The sequence below is a fragment of the Rossellomorea sp. y25 genome, from assembly GCF_038049935.1.
GTDB lineage: Bacteria > Bacillota > Bacilli > Bacillales > Bacillaceae_B > Rossellomorea.
Window position 1 is genome coordinate 2461360 of sequence record NZ_CP145886.1, and the last position, 15781, is coordinate 2477140.

Annotated in this window: 17 protein-coding genes; all 17 read right to left on the minus strand. The window is 42.8% G+C overall.

Annotated features, from left to right (window positions below; translation table 11 throughout):
* Nucleotides 1–22 precede the first annotated feature (22 nt).
* Nucleotides 23–1099 carry a phosphotransferase family protein gene (locus tag AAEM60_RS12285; protein WP_341356422.1) on the minus strand — a complete coding sequence of 359 codons (1077 nt, stop codon included), beginning with the start codon at nucleotides 1097–1099 and terminating at the stop codon, nucleotides 23–25.
* A 15-nt stretch (nucleotides 1100–1114) separates the two neighbouring features.
* Nucleotides 1115–1531: a thioesterase family protein gene (locus AAEM60_RS12290; RefSeq protein WP_299737216.1), complete on the minus strand. Its 417-nt coding sequence runs from the start codon at nucleotides 1529–1531 to the stop codon at nucleotides 1115–1117.
* Nucleotides 1532–1612: 81 nt separating this feature from the next.
* Nucleotides 1613–2176, minus strand: coding sequence for a TetR/AcrR family transcriptional regulator (locus tag AAEM60_RS12295; protein WP_299737218.1), 564 nt, complete (start codon nucleotides 2174–2176; stop codon nucleotides 1613–1615).
* A 44-nt stretch (nucleotides 2177–2220) separates the two neighbouring features.
* Nucleotides 2221–3819 (minus strand): long-chain fatty acid--CoA ligase, encoded by a 1599-nt coding sequence (locus AAEM60_RS12300; RefSeq protein WP_341356423.1) that lies wholly within the window; start codon nucleotides 3817–3819, stop codon nucleotides 2221–2223.
* A 51-nt stretch (nucleotides 3820–3870) separates the two neighbouring features.
* Entirely contained in the window at nucleotides 3871–4620 is a 750-nt protein-coding gene (locus AAEM60_RS12305) for a glucose 1-dehydrogenase (protein WP_299739552.1), read from the minus strand.
* A gap of 18 nt (nucleotides 4621–4638) precedes the next feature.
* Nucleotides 4639–5868 carry an acyl-CoA dehydrogenase family protein gene (locus AAEM60_RS12310; RefSeq protein WP_341357997.1) on the minus strand — a complete coding sequence of 410 codons (1230 nt, stop codon included), beginning with the start codon at nucleotides 5866–5868 and terminating at the stop codon, nucleotides 4639–4641.
* 46 nt (nucleotides 5869–5914) lie between these two features.
* On the minus strand, nucleotides 5915–6688 hold the full coding sequence (locus tag AAEM60_RS12315) for an SDR family oxidoreductase (RefSeq protein WP_299737223.1): 774 nt from the start codon (nucleotides 6686–6688) through the stop codon (nucleotides 5915–5917).
* A gap of 183 nt (nucleotides 6689–6871) precedes the next feature.
* Nucleotides 6872–8257 carry an L-cystine transporter gene (locus tag AAEM60_RS12320; protein ID WP_299737225.1) on the minus strand — a complete coding sequence of 462 codons (1386 nt, stop codon included), beginning with the start codon at nucleotides 8255–8257 and terminating at the stop codon, nucleotides 6872–6874.
* Between the two features lie 119 nt (nucleotides 8258–8376).
* On the minus strand, nucleotides 8377–9018 hold the full coding sequence (gene thiE, locus AAEM60_RS12325) for a thiamine phosphate synthase (protein ID WP_341356424.1): 642 nt from the start codon (nucleotides 9016–9018) through the stop codon (nucleotides 8377–8379).
* On the minus strand, nucleotides 9015–9824 hold the full coding sequence (gene thiD / locus AAEM60_RS12330; protein WP_341356425.1) for a bifunctional hydroxymethylpyrimidine kinase/phosphomethylpyrimidine kinase: 810 nt from the start codon (nucleotides 9822–9824) through the stop codon (nucleotides 9015–9017). The genes thiE and thiD overlap by 4 nt, the downstream gene beginning before the upstream one ends.
* Before the next feature lie 15 nt (nucleotides 9825–9839).
* Nucleotides 9840–10859: a thiazole biosynthesis adenylyltransferase ThiF gene (locus AAEM60_RS12335; protein ID WP_341357998.1), complete on the minus strand. Its 1020-nt coding sequence runs from the start codon at nucleotides 10857–10859 to the stop codon at nucleotides 9840–9842.
* Nucleotides 10859–11623, minus strand: coding sequence for a thiazole synthase (locus tag AAEM60_RS12340; protein ID WP_341356426.1), 765 nt, complete (start codon nucleotides 11621–11623; stop codon nucleotides 10859–10861). The genes AAEM60_RS12335 and AAEM60_RS12340 overlap by 1 nt, the downstream gene beginning before the upstream one ends.
* 1 nt (nucleotide 11624) lies before the next feature.
* A complete protein-coding gene (gene thiS / locus AAEM60_RS12345; RefSeq protein ID WP_299737233.1) occupies nucleotides 11625–11828 on the minus strand; it encodes a sulfur carrier protein ThiS in 204 nt (67 codons plus the stop codon).
* 4 nt (nucleotides 11829–11832) lie between these two features.
* A complete protein-coding gene (thiO, locus tag AAEM60_RS12350) occupies nucleotides 11833–12930 on the minus strand; it encodes a glycine oxidase ThiO (protein ID WP_299737236.1) in 1098 nt (365 codons plus the stop codon).
* Between the two features lies 1 nt (nucleotide 12931).
* Nucleotides 12932–13555 carry a thiamine phosphate synthase gene (locus AAEM60_RS12355; protein WP_299737238.1) on the minus strand — a complete coding sequence of 208 codons (624 nt, stop codon included), beginning with the start codon at nucleotides 13553–13555 and terminating at the stop codon, nucleotides 12932–12934.
* Nucleotides 13545–14348 carry an energy-coupling factor transporter transmembrane component T gene (locus AAEM60_RS12360; RefSeq protein WP_341356427.1) on the minus strand — a complete coding sequence of 268 codons (804 nt, stop codon included), beginning with the start codon at nucleotides 14346–14348 and terminating at the stop codon, nucleotides 13545–13547. Before AAEM60_RS12360 ends, AAEM60_RS12355 begins: the two co-directional genes overlap by 11 nt.
* Nucleotides 14345–15772: an ATP-binding cassette domain-containing protein gene (locus AAEM60_RS12365; protein ID WP_341356428.1), complete on the minus strand. Its 1428-nt coding sequence runs from the start codon at nucleotides 15770–15772 to the stop codon at nucleotides 14345–14347. The genes AAEM60_RS12360 and AAEM60_RS12365 overlap by 4 nt, the downstream gene beginning before the upstream one ends.
* Between the last annotated feature and the right edge of the window lie 9 nt (nucleotides 15773–15781).

Here is a 15781-nt window from a genome sequence, read left to right on the forward strand (position 1 = left end):
CGTTTCGATCATCTCCTTGTCTTTATTCCTGGCGCTCGAATGCAGCTTGATTTCCAAGGGTGATTAAAGATTCCGCAAACCGATCAAATTGAGAAAATCGTGGATCCCTGGTTTGCCCCATCTTAAAGCGGTAATAGATTTGTTGCACAATGACTGCGAGCTTAAAGTAAGCAAAAGATAAATAAAAATGGATATGGTTCACGTCCCTGCCGCTTTTCCTGGCATACTCTTCGATAAATTGCCTTCTGCTGTAAAAACCGTCCATGATCGTTACCGGAGGCTTTCCAAGACCGAACTTTAATAACTCGGGATCATCATTCTGTATCCAATACCCCATAGCGACACCTAAATCTGCAAGGGGATCGCCAACGGTCGCCATCTCCCAGTCAAATAACCCCACCATGGATTTCATGTCAGAAGAAAACATGGCATTGTTTAATTTATAATCATAATGAATGATTGTCGATTCAGCATTTCCTGGTACATTCTTTATCAACCAGTGTGTCAGCTGATCTACTTCACCAATTTCACTTGTTTTGGCACGCTCGTAACGATTGATCCACCCGTGTACTTGTCTTTCCATAAAATGTTCGGGCTTACTGATTTCATTAAGAGTTGTTTTTCTGTGATCAATGGAATGAAGTTCCACCAGTTTAGAAACCATTTCCTCCGATATTCTCCTGCAGACATCTGGGGTTACATGGAGATGCGGGGGAAAGGAAGTATCAAATACTTCACCCCTTTTTCGCTCCATGATAAAAAATGGGCTGCCTACGATCCTTTCATCATCAGAGAATACATACGGCTCCGGTGTAACCCCGAATAGTGGTTGAATTTCTGAAAGAATCCTAAATTCTCTTTTCATATCATGAGCTTTTGGAGCCACGGGTCCCAAGGGAGGCCGTCTCAGAACACCTTCCCATTCACCCATTTTTAATAAATACGTCAGATTTGAGTGTCCCGCAGAAAATTGCCTTATGGATAGGTCTTCTTGAATGAAGTTAGGGAAATGCTCATTCAAGAAGTATTTTAAATTGGTTACATTCAGTTCTTCTCCTTGTCGCACCGCTACCGTTTCATATCCTGTTTTTTCAGTCATGTTACCCCTCCCTAATTAAGAATATTCAGTCTTTTCTGATTGAAGATGAATGCTTAACTGCTCTTTTAACAACTCAGGGATCATTTTGCTTTGCTGCTCAAGAAAATCAAAATAAACGATCACCGCATTTCCCTTTGCTATCAATTGATGGGTGTTCGCACATAAGATATCATGCTCTAATTGAAAGCTCTTTGATCCAATTTTTGATAGATAGGTGGTGATCTTCAGCTCTTGATTAAAATATCCTTGGGATATAAAGTCACATTTGGTTGAAGCCAGAATAAATCGCCAGTCTTTCACATCCATATCAAATCCGAGAGCTTGAAAGAATCTAATTCTTGCTTCTTCTAAATAAACAAAATAAGTTGTATTGTTGATATGACCTAATGCATCCGTTTCGCAAAATCTACTCGTTACCATGATGGTTTCCATTTGCACGCCCTCTCCTTCCATAAATACTAACCAGTCGGTATGTTAATTCGAAAGGAAATCCTGTAGATGATTTCCCATTTACTATGACTCAATCCCTTTTAATACCATATCGACAAAAGTCCGGGCAATTTCATGATCGGATTTCGCACCATCAGGTTTATACCATTGGTAGCTCCAATTCATCATTCCGAGAATTCCAAAAGCTACAATCGATACGTCAAAGACCTCATGAAAGTCCCCGTTCTTCCTACCTTCTTTCAGGAGAGTTTCAATATTATATCGATACATATCCCGCTTAGGCTCAATTGCCTCCAGACTTTCCTTGCTCAAGTGCCTCATTTCTCTAAAAAATACTTTGGCACTGCCCCCTTGCTCTTTAATGTCCAGAATGGAAAGATGGACAATATCATATAGTTTTTCCATGTAGCTCTTCCGGTCATCCCCAAGAACTCTTTCCTGTTTAGATAATAAGCCATCAATATAGCTCATGTGAATTTCCCTTAACAGCTCTTCCTTACTGGAAAAGTAGTAATAGAATGTTCCTTTCGTTACACCAATGGATTCTACGATGTCCTGGATGGAAGTAACAGTAAACCCCTTCTCATCAAATAAGCGTACAGCATGTTCTGTAAGTTTTTCTTTCATCTGAAATCCTCTCAATCTGCAAATATCACCTGAATTATATCATATTACCTCACGCTTTCACGCAGAGCTCTTCTTAATATTTTCCCAACACTCGTCTTAGGAAGCTCATCACGGAACTCGATGATTCTTGGTACCTTGAATGAAGACATATTCTCCTGACAGAATCGAACCAATTCTCCTTCAGATGCCTTTTCCCCTGACTTTAAGACGACCACTGCCTTAACGGTTTCTCCTCTATAAGAGTCCGGGACTCCGATTACAACAGCTTCCTGTACGCTTGGGTGCTCGTAAATGACTTCCTCGACTTCCCTCGGATACACATTGTATCCTGATGCAATGATCATATCCTTCTTTCGGTCTACTATCGATACATACCCTTCATCATCCATCCGGGCGATGTCCCCTGTGTAAAGCCAGCCATCTCGAAGGGCGTGGGCAGTCTCTTCAGGTAAATTCCAGTAGCCTTTCATGACTTGAGGGCCTTTAATTATGAGTTCGCCCACATCCCCTAAAGGAACCTCCTTAGTACCAGTCGCTAAATCGACTACCTTATAGTCTGTGGATGGAAAGCCGATTCCGACGGTTCCCGGCTTTCTTTCTGCAAAAGCTGGGTTGCAATGAGTCGTTGGTGAAGCCTCTGATAAACCGTATCCCTCTAATATTTTCGCTCCTGTTTTCTTCTCGAATTGATTCAATAACTCTACTGGCATCGGGGCACTTCCGCTATTACAAATCTTTATAGAATCAATTCCGTACTCTTCTGCCTGTGGATGATTGGTGATTGCCACGTACATCGTCGGCACACCTGGGAACAGTGTAGGCTGTTCGTTTTTAATCGTTGTTAATACTTCGGTCAATTCAAACCTGGGGAGCAAGATCATTTCATTGGCCGAATAGACCGCAAAGTTCATACAGGAATTCATCCCAAACACATGAAAAAACGGAATCACACTCAGGCTTCTCTCTTTTCCTCTTTCGATGCTCTCTTTAAAGAAAAGTTGACTCTGAATGACATTTGAAAGAATGTTTTTATGAGTGAGCATAACTCCCTTGGATGCACCGGTTGTCCCACCTGTATATTGAAGGACTGCCACGTCTTCTTCAGGATTTATCGACACGGGCGATACTTTACCATCCCCCACCCTTAAAAATTCATCAAAGGAGTAGTCCGAAGCACTGTATTCCTTCTGGAGGCTGACTACGATAATCGTCTTGATCTCTGTTTCCTGTTGTATAGATTTAACCATAGGATAAAAACGGTCCAATACGACGATTGTCTCAGCTCCCGAGTCATTAAGCAGATGGATTAATTCCCTTTCAACCGACATCGGATTCACCTGTGTGACAATTCCCCCGAATGTAAGGATTCCATAATAAGAGATCACATATTGCGGACAGTTCGGGAGCATGATCGCCACCCTGTCTCCTTTCTTCAATCCAATATGTTGAAAGGATGAAGCAAGCATGGAGACGGCACCTTGAAGTTCAACATACGTGATCCGTTTTTGATAAAAGCTGATACATGGATGATCCGGGAATGAAGAAACGGTATGTCGAAGCATTTCTGGTATTGAAAAATCCACCGCAGGAATTTCAGTCTCATACGCTAAAGGGTAATGACTGAGCCAAGATTTAGTTGTCATAAAATCATTCCTTCCATTTCAGATTACTCATATACTAATTCTGAATGTACCTTAAAAGATTAATCCTCCACCATCAACAGATAGTGTGGCACCGGTTATAAAGGAAGCCTCATCAGAAGCTAAAAACAGAATCGCTGATGCGACTTCTTCTGGATTTCCAATCCGTCTTAGAGCATTTGATTGAGAGATCGCCGACCATTTCTTCTCATCTTTCTTCCAACCATTGATGATGTTCGTATCAATAACCCCAGGCGCTACTGCATTCACTCGAATATTATCCTTTCCATATTCCAGGGCAGCATTTTGTGTCAGTAGGATGACACCACCTTTTGCCGAATTGTAGGCTGACACGTATTTGCGGCCCTTTAAACCGAGAAGGCTCGATACATTCACAATTACACCATCTTTTTTCATCAATTCAGGTATGGCATACTTCATTCCCAGAAAAATGCTCTTTAGGTTTGTATCCAATACGGCATCCCATTCGTTTTCGTCCAGATCAATACTCCTGACTTCCGACTGTCCGATTCCTGCATTATTGATAAGGATATCGAAACCTCCGAAATGTTCTACCGTTGTTTGTACGAGGGATTGAATGCTTTCACTTTCCCGCACATTCGTCTTGACAAAGAGTGCACTTCCTTTTTTTTCGTGAATGAGTCTGACCGTTTCTTCACCACTTGCATCATCCAGATCTGCTACTACAACAGCAGCACCTTCTTTTGAGAACCTTAGTGCTGTAGCGCGCCCAATTCCTCCGCCCCCACCTGTAATAACGGAAACTTTCCCTTGTAATCTCATCATCATCCAACTCTCTTCCTAGCTCTCTACAGGAGAAGCTTTTTCGTGTTTTCTCAATTCCAATTTTGCCAATTGGGCGCGGTGTACTTCATCAGGTCCATCAGCAAGGCGCAGTGTACGGGCATTTGCCCATTGAGCTGCCAACGTGTAGTCATCCGATACTCCTGCTGCCCCGAACGCTTGAATGGCCCGGTCAATCACACGTAAAGCCATGGAAGGAGCCACCACTTTAATCATGGCGATTTCCTGTTTCGCTGCTTTATTGCCGACTGTATCCATCATGTAGGCTGCTTTCATTGTGAGAAGTCGGGCTTGTTCGATTTCAATTCTTGAATTCGAAATCCATTCTCTTACGACCCCCTGATTTGCCAACGCCATTCCAAATGCATCACGATCCTGAACACGCTTACATAATTCTTCAAGTGCCCGCTCTGCTGCCCCGATTAATCTCATACAATGATGGATTCGCCCCGGTCCTAATCTTCCTTGTGCAATAGCGAAACCTTTTCCTTCACCCCAGATCATATTTTCTAGAGGGACTCTCACTTCGGTAAAGGTGATTTCTCCATGACCATGAGGGGCATGATCGTAACCGAACACAGGAAGCATACGCTCAATTTTCACACCCGGTGTATTAAGTGGGATGATAATCATTGATTGCTGTTCATGACGACTCGCTTCTGGATCCGTTTTTCCCATCAAAATTGAAAAGCTGCACCGAGGGTCACCGGCGCCAGATGACCACCATTTCTTCGCGTTAATGATGTATTCGTCTCCATCCCGGATGATACTCGCCTTTATATTCGTTGCATCGGAAGACGCGACATCAGGCTCAGTCATAGAGAAACACGAACGGATATCACCATTTAGAAGTGGGATAAGATATTGTTGTTTTTGAGTGGGCGTCCCATAACGTTCCAACACTTCCATATTTCCTGTATCAGGAGCATTGCAATTAAACACTTCAGGGCCGATCAGAGATCTCCCCATGATTTCACAAAGAGGGGCGTATTCTACATTATTGAGCCCTGCCCCATATTCGCTTTGAGGAAGAAATAGGTTCCATAATCCTTGTTTCTTCGCTTCAGCTTTTAATTCTTCCATGATTGTAGGAACCCCACTCCAGCGGGTTTCATGCTGATTGAGCTGATTTTCATAGAGGGATTCGTTCGGGTACACGTATTCTTCCATAAAACGGGATATTTTATTTTGATATTCTTGTACTTTTGGAGAATAGGAGAAATCCATTACATCCATCCTTTCTTAACCACCACATGTAATACTTCCCACTTGGTTACATCGCTGAGGATCCACCATCCACGACGAGAACTGAACCAGTGACAAAGTCAGATGCACGAGCCGCCAGGAAAAGTGCCGCTCCTTTTAAATCATCTTCGGTACCGAATCGATTTAATGGTGTTCCGTTTAAAATGGCTTCCCCTGCATGAGATAGAATTCCTTTTGACATTTTTGTTGGAAAGAATCCCGGTGCAATTGCATTCACATGAATTCCGCGGGATCCCCATTTCACGGCTAGATCCTTCGTGAAATTGATGACCGCTGCTTTACTGGTGCTATAGCCAATGGCATCCATATAACGTGGGTCTGTACCTTGAAGACCTGCTACGGAAGCAATATTAATGATTTTTCCTCCCTGTTGCTCGAGCATTAATTTCCCCACGGCCTGTGACATAATAAAAGTACCGTTTACATTCACATTGATCACTTTATGCCAAGCGTCAAGAGGCATTTCTTCTGCAGGTGCCCCCCAGGATGCACCACTGTTATTCACTAAAATATCAATGCGGCCGAAAACCTTCTTCGTTTCATCTACAACGTGCTGTACATCTTCAGGATTAGTGACATCACATTTCAATGCCAGTGATTGGACACCAATTTCTTCTAATTCCTTCTTCACGTCTTCACATGCTTCAACGTTTCTCGAGCATACTACAACGTTTGCCCCCGCCTCAGCAAACCCTGTCGCGATTTGTTTTCCGAGCCCCCTGCCTCCTCCAGTCACAAGGGCAACTTTACCTGATAAATCAAATAATTCATTCACATGCATGGTCGTGCCTCCTCATCTTTTACAGCATTTCATTCACACACCTTAGATACTAACCGGTCGGTATGTTTAATTCTATAGTAATGAATATACTCTGAATTTTCAATCATAATGACTGGAAATAGATAAATTAATTTTCATACAAAAGAAAAACTGACTCATATTTGAATGAGCCAGCCCTCTTTTTTAAGCTTCTGCTTCAATGATTTCTTTGTTGTACGTTTCGTTATCCAAATCCCCTGTCACTTTACTTGTTATGATTCCAGATGTCATTGCACCACTCACATTAACTGCTGTTCGCCCCATATCAATCAAAGGTTCAACAGAAATTAATAGCCCCGCTAACGCTACTGGAAGATCCAAGGCGGATAGAACAAGGATAGCAGCAAACGTAGCTCCGCCTCCAACGCCAGCAACACCGAAGGAGCTGATGGCCACCACTACGATGAGCGTAAGAATAAAGGAAGGGGTTAATGGATTAATCCCGACAGTCGGTGCAATCATCACTGCAAGCATGGCAGGATACACACCTGCACAACCGTTCTGACCGATGGATAACCCGAATGATCCTGAGAAGTTGGCAATCCCTTCTGAAACACCCAATTTATTCTTTTGTGTCTGAATGTTAAGTGGAAGTGTTCCGGCACTGGATCTCGACGTAAAAGCAAATGCCAATACAGGAAAAACTTTTTTCATGTAAGTGACCGGATTTAAGCCAAGAAGAGTAAGCATGATTAAGTGAATGGCAAACATGATAATCAAGGCCACATAAGACGCTCCAACAAATTCTCCAAGCTTCATGATACTATCAAAATTACTCAATGCCACTGTTTTAGCCATGATGGCCAACACACCGAATGGAGTGAGTCGTAACACCAAAGTCACGATTCTCATCACTACAGCATAGACGGAATCAACGATCTTCTTGAAAAATTCAGCAGCCTCAGGCTCTTTGCGCTGAGCCCCCAAGTAAGCGATACCGATGAAAGCTGCGAAAATTACGACAGCGATCGTTGAGGTTGCTCTTTGTCCCGTCAAGTCCAGGAACGGATTCGCAGGTAAAAGCTCGAGAATTTTTTGAGGATAACTCTGGCCTTCTAAAGCTGTTGCTCTCTCCTCTAATTGAACACCCCTTGCCGTTTCTGCATCTCCTTGATCAATCTGGATCGCTTCCAAGTCAAAAGCCACGGTCGTAGCAATTCCGACAGCAGCAGCAACGGCTGTTGTGCCTACCAGCAATCCAATGATCAGCACGGAGATCTTCCCTAAATTATGCGACCGTTTTAATTTAGTGAAGGCTGATATTATGGACACGAACACTAATGGCATGACAATCATTTGCAGAAGTTTAATATAGCCGGTTCCGACGATGTTAAACCATTCGATCGATTGTGTGACATTTTCATCCCCTGCTTCATATACCCACTGTAATCCAAGACCAAATAAAATTCCCAGCCCCAGAGCGGTAAACACCCGTTTTGAAAATGAAACATTTTTCCTTTGCATATAAAGTAATACACCAATGAGAACAAGAAACACCAAAATGTTTAACAAAACAAACCAGACATTCATTCTTACCCCTCCCTCTTATCGTTGATGATAATACAAGTTAGACCGAGGTCTACTGTATAGTATGATGAGGGAGTGGGAGATATGTTGCTATAGTGGTTTAATTTTTTATTGTGGATCGCTTACGATCGTAAAAGCTTTTGTTGGACAACTTGGGATAAGTTTTCCGTGCGAAAGGGATGTTTTGAAATCGCAGAAATGACTGCGACACCGTCCGCACCTGCTTCCAATACTTGAGAAGCATTACTGTCATGAATGCCTCCAATCCCGACAAGGGGGATATCGATCCCATATGTTCTTATTGACTGGATGATTTTTGGGCCACGGACCTCTCTGCAATCATTCTTTGTATTGGTAGGAAACATTGGACCGACTCCAAGATAGTCTGCCCCGGACTCCACAGCTAACCTGGCTTCAATCACGTCATGTGAGGAGACACCAAGTATTCTATTCCCTATTTTCCGACGGACTTTTTCGATAGGTTCATCCTCCTGACCTATATGTACTCCATCTGCGTTCATTAATAACGCCAGCTCTACATCATCATTCACGATAAAAGGAACACCGTGTTGCCGACATAAACGCTGTAGCTCATGTGCCAGCTCAACTTTCGCATCACCTTCTAAACCTTCCATACCTTTTTCACGAAACTGAAACATGGTAACTCCGCCTAAAAGGGCTTCTTCTAATACAAGTGCCGGATGCTTCTCACAATTATGGCTTCCCATCACAAAGTATAATTGCAGACTTTCTCTGAGAGTCATACATTCATACCTGCATGGTACGCCCAATGATTCGTCGGGCCGTGTTCACTCCCAATTCCCAGGGAGTCACTGATCGCGGCAGTTATAAATTGTTTGGCAGTTTGGACAGAATCATAGACCGTATGTCCTTTTGCCAATTGTGCTGTAATCACAGCAGAGAATGTACACCCTGTTCCATGTGTATGTGGTGTGAAGACTCTCGGACTGCTAAACTCATAAAATCTCTTTCCATCAAAGAGTATGTCAGTCGCTTGTACAGATTGAGCATGAGATTGATGCCCACCTTTAATCACCACATGTTTTGGTCCCATTTGGAACAATACCTCCGCCGCTTTCTTACGTTCAACATCATTCAGAATGTCTATACCTGTCAACGCCTCCGCTTCTGGAATATTCGGGGTGATCACATAAGCAAGCGGGAACAATAATTGGGTGAGGGCATATATGGATTCTTCTTCCAATAAAGATGCGCCACCTTTTGCAATCATCACTGGATCCACAACAAGCATATCCCAGGAGCGTGAAAGGACAAAGTCGGCAACACTAGAAATGATATCTGCATTCACTAACATGCCTGTTTTAATCGCTTGAGGTGATAAATCTTCAGCAATGGATGTCAGTTGTTCAATGACAGCCTCTGGCGATAATGGATACACTCCTTGTAATCCTCTTGTATTTTGTGCAGTAACCGCAGTGATCGCAGACATTCCATACACTTTCAGTTCCTGAAACGTTTTAAGATCTGCTTGAATTCCTGCTCCGCCCCCGCTATCAGATCCAGCAATCGTCAATGCTTTTTGAATCATGCTGTTTTCCTCCTTTCAACCTAAATAACGGTGATAAACTGATTTTGCTTCACTAATATCTTTTGTTCCGTGAATGATAGCCCGCCCATCTTTGAAAAGTACGATTCTATAGGCTTCAACACTGAAAGAAACCAAATACGGATTTGTGTCCACTTGCTTCCCTTTATTGTGAAAAGATTTAGCTATTTTAACGAGATCAACCTCATTGGTTGAAGAAGGACGTATTTGAACAGAGTCTCTCCCACAGAGGACAGCTGTTTTTGTTTGATTTTCATACTGGAGACCTGGATATGTTCGTTGGTCTCCACATGAAGGGCAACTTCCTCTTTTCAACTTCCTCACATCCATTGAAGTATGCTCATTTTTCCATAAATCAAAGGAAACCACCTTATGACTCAGGGCTTCAATGTCTCCCACTAAAAGTTTTAATGCCTCGGTTGATTGGTATGCAACAACCATGGATACAGCAGGACTGATGATTCCCGCTGTATCGCAGGTTAAACCTCCTATCGGAACACGCTCGATTAAACATTGAAGGCATGGAGTGATTCCAGGAAGAATGGTTAATGAGATACCATAACTTCCTACACAAGCTCCATAGATCCAGGGAATGGAATATTTTTGTGATACGTCATTAATGATCATTCTCGTATCAAAGTTATCCGTGGCATCGAGGATAAGATCCACCCCACGGGCAAGCCATGACATCTCCTCAGGCATGGCGTCCAGGATATGTCCTTCGATTTCAACTGTTGAATTAATCGCTTGAAGTCTTTTTTTGGCTGCTATCGCTTTCGGGAGACGATTCCTTGCATCCCGCTCGTTGTACAGCTGCTGACGTTGAAGGTTGCTCCACTCCACATAATCACGATCTACGATTGTAAGTTTCCCGATGCCAGCGCGGACAAGTGCTTCCGCGATTCCAGTTCCCAGTGCTCCAGCCCCGATGACTAACACATGTTTATCCCTTATTCGATTCTGCCCCGCTGTTCCAATGGGAGTAAACAATGTTTGTCTTGAATATCTATCTTCCATCAAACACTCATCCCCTCCAACGGGCTGCTTGCTGATGCATAACGTTTCTTCGGAATTCTACCAGCTTCATATCCGAATCGGCCGGCTTCAATGGCTAGCCTCATGGCATTAGCCATTTTGACAGGGTCGGTAGCCGATGAAACGGCTGTATTAAGTAATACCGCATCTGCCCCTATTTCCATTGCAAAAGCCGCATCTGCAGGAGAACCAATTCCGGCATCCACAATGACAGGTGCCTTGGCTTGTTCAATAATGAAGCGAAGATTGACTGGATTGATGATTCCTTGCCCTGATCCGATGGGCGACGCACCAGGCATAATTGCGTGAGCACCTAATTCTTCTAATCTTCTGGCAAGAACCACATCATCCGACGTATATGGAAGCACTGTAAAGCCTTCTTTTATTAATTCCTCCGTTGCTTTCAGTGTCTCAACGGGGTCGGGAAGCAGCGTTTTATCACATCCGATCACTTCCACTTTAATCATGTCACAAAGCCCTGAAGCTCTCGCTAATTTCGCATGTCGAACCGCTTCCTTAGCACATTTTGCCCCTGCTGTATTCGGTAACAATGAATAGTTTTCAAGATTCAGCTTTTCTAAGAAATTAGGTTGACTAGGCTCAAAAATATTCATACGCCTTACCGTGAATGTAAGAATTTCTGCACCGGAAATCTCGACAGCTCTTTTCTGAATATCAAAATCAGGATATTTTCCCGTCCCCAGTAATAGTCTTGAATGGAATGTGTACTTTCCGATTTTTAACATTTCAACCGCCTCCTACAAATTGGATTAGCTCAATTGTATCGCCCTTATTCAGTTCAGCCTTTTCATGCTCATCTTTTTCAAGAATGTTTTGATTCTGCTCAACTATAATCACTCGATTTTCAAATTTAAAATAGTGAATTAAATCTGCTATAGTCGAAATTGTGTCTGGTACCGTGACCACCTGTCCATTTATCCGTAATTCCACTTTCTCAACTCCTCTGGTATTCATCTTTTGAATGAGTATCCCTACCTTCAATAATGTCTGCCATCATCACTCCTGATATTGGTGCGAGGAGAATACCATTACGATAATGCCCCGTTGCAATGGAAAGGCCTTCCCATTCCTCACTTCTCCCCATAAATGGTAATCCATGATGAGTGTGTGGTCGTATACCCGCCCAAGCCTTTTCCCACTCTGCGTAAGCTAGATCAGGCAGAATGCTTGTCGCCAGCTGCATGAGGTTCAACAAACCATTTACGGAAATGGTTTCATCAAACGTATGCGGCTTCTCTGTTGCTCCTATCAAAAGCCTTCCACCAATCTTCGGAACAATGTAGCAGTCATCCGTGAAAATTGTACGCTCTACTACTTTGCGGGATACTTTAACTGAAAAGCATTCTCCTTTGACTGGATACGTATTGAAAGTCATATTCAGCTGTTTCAGTAGAGATTGACTCCAAGCACCTCCCGCTACGATCGTTTCGTCTGCGTAAAAGGGACCAATAGATGTTTGAATCCCCGTAACCCTGCTTCCTTCTATAATAAAATCATAAACGTCCGTAAATTCTTTCATTTCTGCACCTAATCTCGATGCTGCTAAACCTAACGCTTGTGAAAGCTTTAGGGCTGAGACATTCCCATCTTTTGGAATATACAAACCACCAGCCACATCCTTTGATAGATGAGGTTCGTAGATAGATAGGCTACTAGGAGATAACCATTCAACCTGTTCCTCCTTTGCTGCTATAGATGCAACTTCCAGTAAGTCCTGGGCTTCTTCCTCTGTTTTCGCTAGTTTAATCATTCCATTTTCTACATACTCAATGTCCATTCCGCTAATTTCTTTGAGTTCCTCAGCTAGAGTAGAATACATATTTCGACTGGCCATCGCTAAATGATACAGAGGACTCCCCCCATGTAATTCCGTTTGAACACCAAGCATGCCTGCAGCGGCTTTCGACGCTTTTCCCGCCAATTGATTCCTCTCAATCAGGAGAACTTTCTTTCCTCTTTTGGATAACTGATACGCAATGGAGCAGCCAATTACTCCTCCACCCACAATCATGACGTCATACTGCTTTACCAAGCTACCACACCTCCATATGTAATTCTTTATAATAGGATCGTGCTGAATCAATCGGATCCTTTGAAAGGAAAATGCCTGATAAAACCGCTACCCCTTTTGCTCCAGTTTGCATGATTTCTCCTACGCGTTTAGGTGTGATACCACCGATACCGATAATAGGAAGAGGGATTGATTGAACCATTTTTTCTAAGCTTGCTACCCCCACACCAGTCTTTCCTGGCTTCGAAGAGGTAGCATAGATATTTCCATAGAGTAGATAATCCGCTCCGCTATCCATCGCCTGTTGCGCTTCTTCCAGGGAATGTACAGAAGCACCTATTTGTAAGGAAGGAAAAGCACTTTTCACTAAGCTGATATCCGCACTTTGATGGCCAAGCTGCACCCCTCTTGCATGCTTCATAATGGCAATGTCTGCCCGGTCATTGACACATAATTTCGTTAATGGGACTCCTGCTTTTACTAAACGGTCAATGGCCACAGTCCATTCTTTCCCCGTCCACTGCTTTTCGCGAAGGTGGAGCACGTCGAAGTATGGATATATGGACTTCGAGATTTCCACCAATTCTTCCACTGATTGTTTTCCTGTTGAAATCACATGTAATTGTTTTCTCGTTTCAATTCCCATAGCGAACATCTCCCGCCGGAAAAATAGGTAGATGGGTAGAAAAATAATAACTGAGCACAATCATGAAGAGAATGCTCCCCAAGAAATATCCATCATATCTCGAGAAGGTTACTCTGTAGTAATAGGTTCGTTTCCCACTTTCTTTAAAACCTTTTGTCTCCATAGCCACGGCAATTCTGTGAGCTCTTCTGATGCTTTGGGCAAGCAGGGGAATGGAATACGATTTCATTTTATGGAATACGTGCTTTATTCCTTTCATTTCCTCAACTCCCCTGACTTTCATGGCGTTTCGTATCGTGAAGAATTCTTCAATCATAATGGGTATTAATCTGAATCCTGCCATAAAACTATACGCATACTTAGGTTTTAATCTCAGCTGCTGCATAAGGGAGTAGAAAAGCTTCACCGGTCTCGTTGTAAGAGCAAATAATAATCCCAATATAGCGAATACGATGGTACGCAATCCAACATGGATCCCCCGATAAAAACTCTCTTCGGTAATGTGGATCCATCCAAATTTCATCCATGTTGTTTCACCTTTCCCAAATAAAACCATTGATGAAGCAGTAGAGATGAAAACAAGGAAAAAGGGTAAAATCATTAAACTGACCGTTCTATATGAATATCCCGAGAACACCCATAACAGGAGAAAAAAGAGTAAGCTCAAATATAACAACCAGTTAAGATAATGAATAAAAAGCAGGAATACAAAAAGCCCGATCAAGCTCATTAGCTTGAAGCTGGGATTTATTTGATGAAGCCAGGTTTCTCTATGCTCGAGTTCTATATTCATATTGCTTTACTACCTGCGATCTCATTATGGAAATCCTGGGTGAGACGCCCCTTTTCAATTACCCATACTCTGGATGCAAAGTGAGTAATAATATTTTCATCATGTGTCACCATCAAAATGGTAGTTCCTTCCTTTTGGTAGCCTTGAAGCATCTCAAGTAACGCAAACGTATTTTGGGAATCCTGGCCAAAGGTCGGTTCGTCCAATAATAGAAGATCTTTATTCCTGACAAGGGACGCTGCGACGCTTAATCTGCGCTTTTGCCCCATTGATAAATGATAGGGATGATGTTGTTTGTATGGATCAAGCTTAAATCGCTTTAAAATTGCATGCACTTTTTCCTCCACTATCCCTTCATCCACTTTCCCCCGCCGAAAGGAATACGCAACTTCATCAAACACACTGTGTGTTACAAACTGAAACTCGGGATTTTGAAAAACAAACGTACATTCCTCGGGAGCATTCTTTCCTTTTACCTGTCTCCCATATAATTCATACGTCCCGGTCGTTTGGATGAATTTCATGAGACTGTGGAGTAATGTTGATTTACCTGCTCCGTTCTTTCCGGTGATTGCAATCCATTCACCTTCAAGGCTGACGGCATTTTCAAGGTGGATTTTCAATTCTTTTTGTACATACCCTTTGAAGTTCTCTAGCTTTATATTCGTTTTTCCAAACGGGGCAGCCTTCTCCGGGAGGTGGGAAGAAAGATAATCTTTCCACGCTTCCGGATACCATACCCCAACTGTTTTCATTGTTTCCTTAAAATTTGATAAAATGTGAGTCTTTGGACCATCAGCCACTATTCTTCCACTAGCATCGAAAAGAATAATACGATCTATGATATCCAGTACGTGCCCAAGCTTATGCTCAACGATAAGTAACGTTTTATCTTTGCATGTCGTTTTCACTGTTTCCCATACAGATTTTGTACTCTCTTCATCTAACATGGCTGTAGGCTCATCCAGAAATAGCGTATGGGGATGGAGCGCAAGGGCAGAGGCAATGGCTAATTTTTGCTTCATCCCCCCAGATAGAGAGGAGATTTTCGTATGGGAATCCCTCAGACTTAAATTCACCTTCTCTAACAGTTCTTTAATAATCTCTGGCATTTCGTCTCTTGGAATCTGGTTGTTCTCCAAAACAAAGGCAATTTCCTCATCTACATAGGGCATACAAAATTGAGCGTCCGGATCTTGAAAGACATACCCGAAGGATTCAGGACGTTCAATCGAGTCAGCTTTCATCGGCACATCTATCGAATGGGGTATCACACCGGAAAAAACCTGGAGGAGTGTGGATTTGCCACATCCCGACGGTCCTAATAGCAATACCTTTTCCCCATCTTCTATTGAAAGGCTTACGTCTTTAAACATCAGTTCCTCTGAACCGGAGAATGTAAGGCGCAGATTTTCAACATGCATCGTCCTTCC

Coding starts and splice junctions, on each gene's coding strand:
- AAEM60_RS12285 (WP_341356422.1), bottom strand. CDS start 1,099: ATGACTGAAAAAACAGGATATGAAACGGTAGCGGTGCGACAAGGAGAA.
- AAEM60_RS12290 (WP_299737216.1), bottom strand. CDS start 1,531: ATGGAAACCATCATGGTAACGAGTAGATTTTGCGAAACGGATGCATTA.
- AAEM60_RS12295 (WP_299737218.1), bottom strand. CDS start 2,176: ATGAAAGAAAAACTTACAGAACATGCTGTACGCTTATTTGATGAGAAG.
- AAEM60_RS12300 (WP_341356423.1), bottom strand. CDS start 3,819: ATGACAACTAAATCTTGGCTCAGTCATTACCCTTTAGCGTATGAGACT.
- AAEM60_RS12305 (WP_299739552.1), bottom strand. CDS start 4,620: ATGAGATTACAAGGGAAAGTTTCCGTTATTACAGGTGGGGGCGGAGGA.
- AAEM60_RS12310 (WP_341357997.1), bottom strand. CDS start 5,868: ATGGATTTCTCCTATTCTCCAAAAGTACAAGAATATCAAAATAAAATA.
- AAEM60_RS12315 (WP_299737223.1), bottom strand. CDS start 6,688: ATGCATGTGAATGAATTATTTGATTTATCAGGTAAAGTTGCCCTTGTG.
- AAEM60_RS12320 (WP_299737225.1), bottom strand. CDS start 8,257: ATGAATGTCTGGTTTGTTTTGTTAAACATTTTGGTGTTTCTTGTTCTC.
- thiE (WP_341356424.1), bottom strand. CDS start 9,018: ATGACTCTCAGAGAAAGTCTGCAATTATACTTTGTGATGGGAAGCCAT.
- thiD (WP_341356425.1), bottom strand. CDS start 9,824: ATGATTCAAAAAGCATTGACGATTGCTGGATCTGATAGCGGGGGCGGA.
- AAEM60_RS12335 (WP_341357998.1), bottom strand. CDS start 10,859: ATGGAAGATAGATATTCAAGACAAACATTGTTTACTCCCATTGGAACA.
- AAEM60_RS12340 (WP_341356426.1), bottom strand. CDS start 11,623: ATGTTAAAAATCGGAAAGTACACATTCCATTCAAGACTATTACTGGGG.
- AAEM60_RS12355 (WP_299737238.1), bottom strand. CDS start 13,555: ATGGGAATTGAAACGAGAAAACAATTACATGTGATTTCAACAGGAAAA.
- AAEM60_RS12360 (WP_341356427.1), bottom strand. CDS start 14,348: ATGAATATAGAACTCGAGCATAGAGAAACCTGGCTTCATCAAATAAAT.
- AAEM60_RS12365 (WP_341356428.1), bottom strand. CDS start 15,772: ATGCATGTTGAAAATCTGCGCCTTACATTCTCCGGTTCAGAGGAACTG.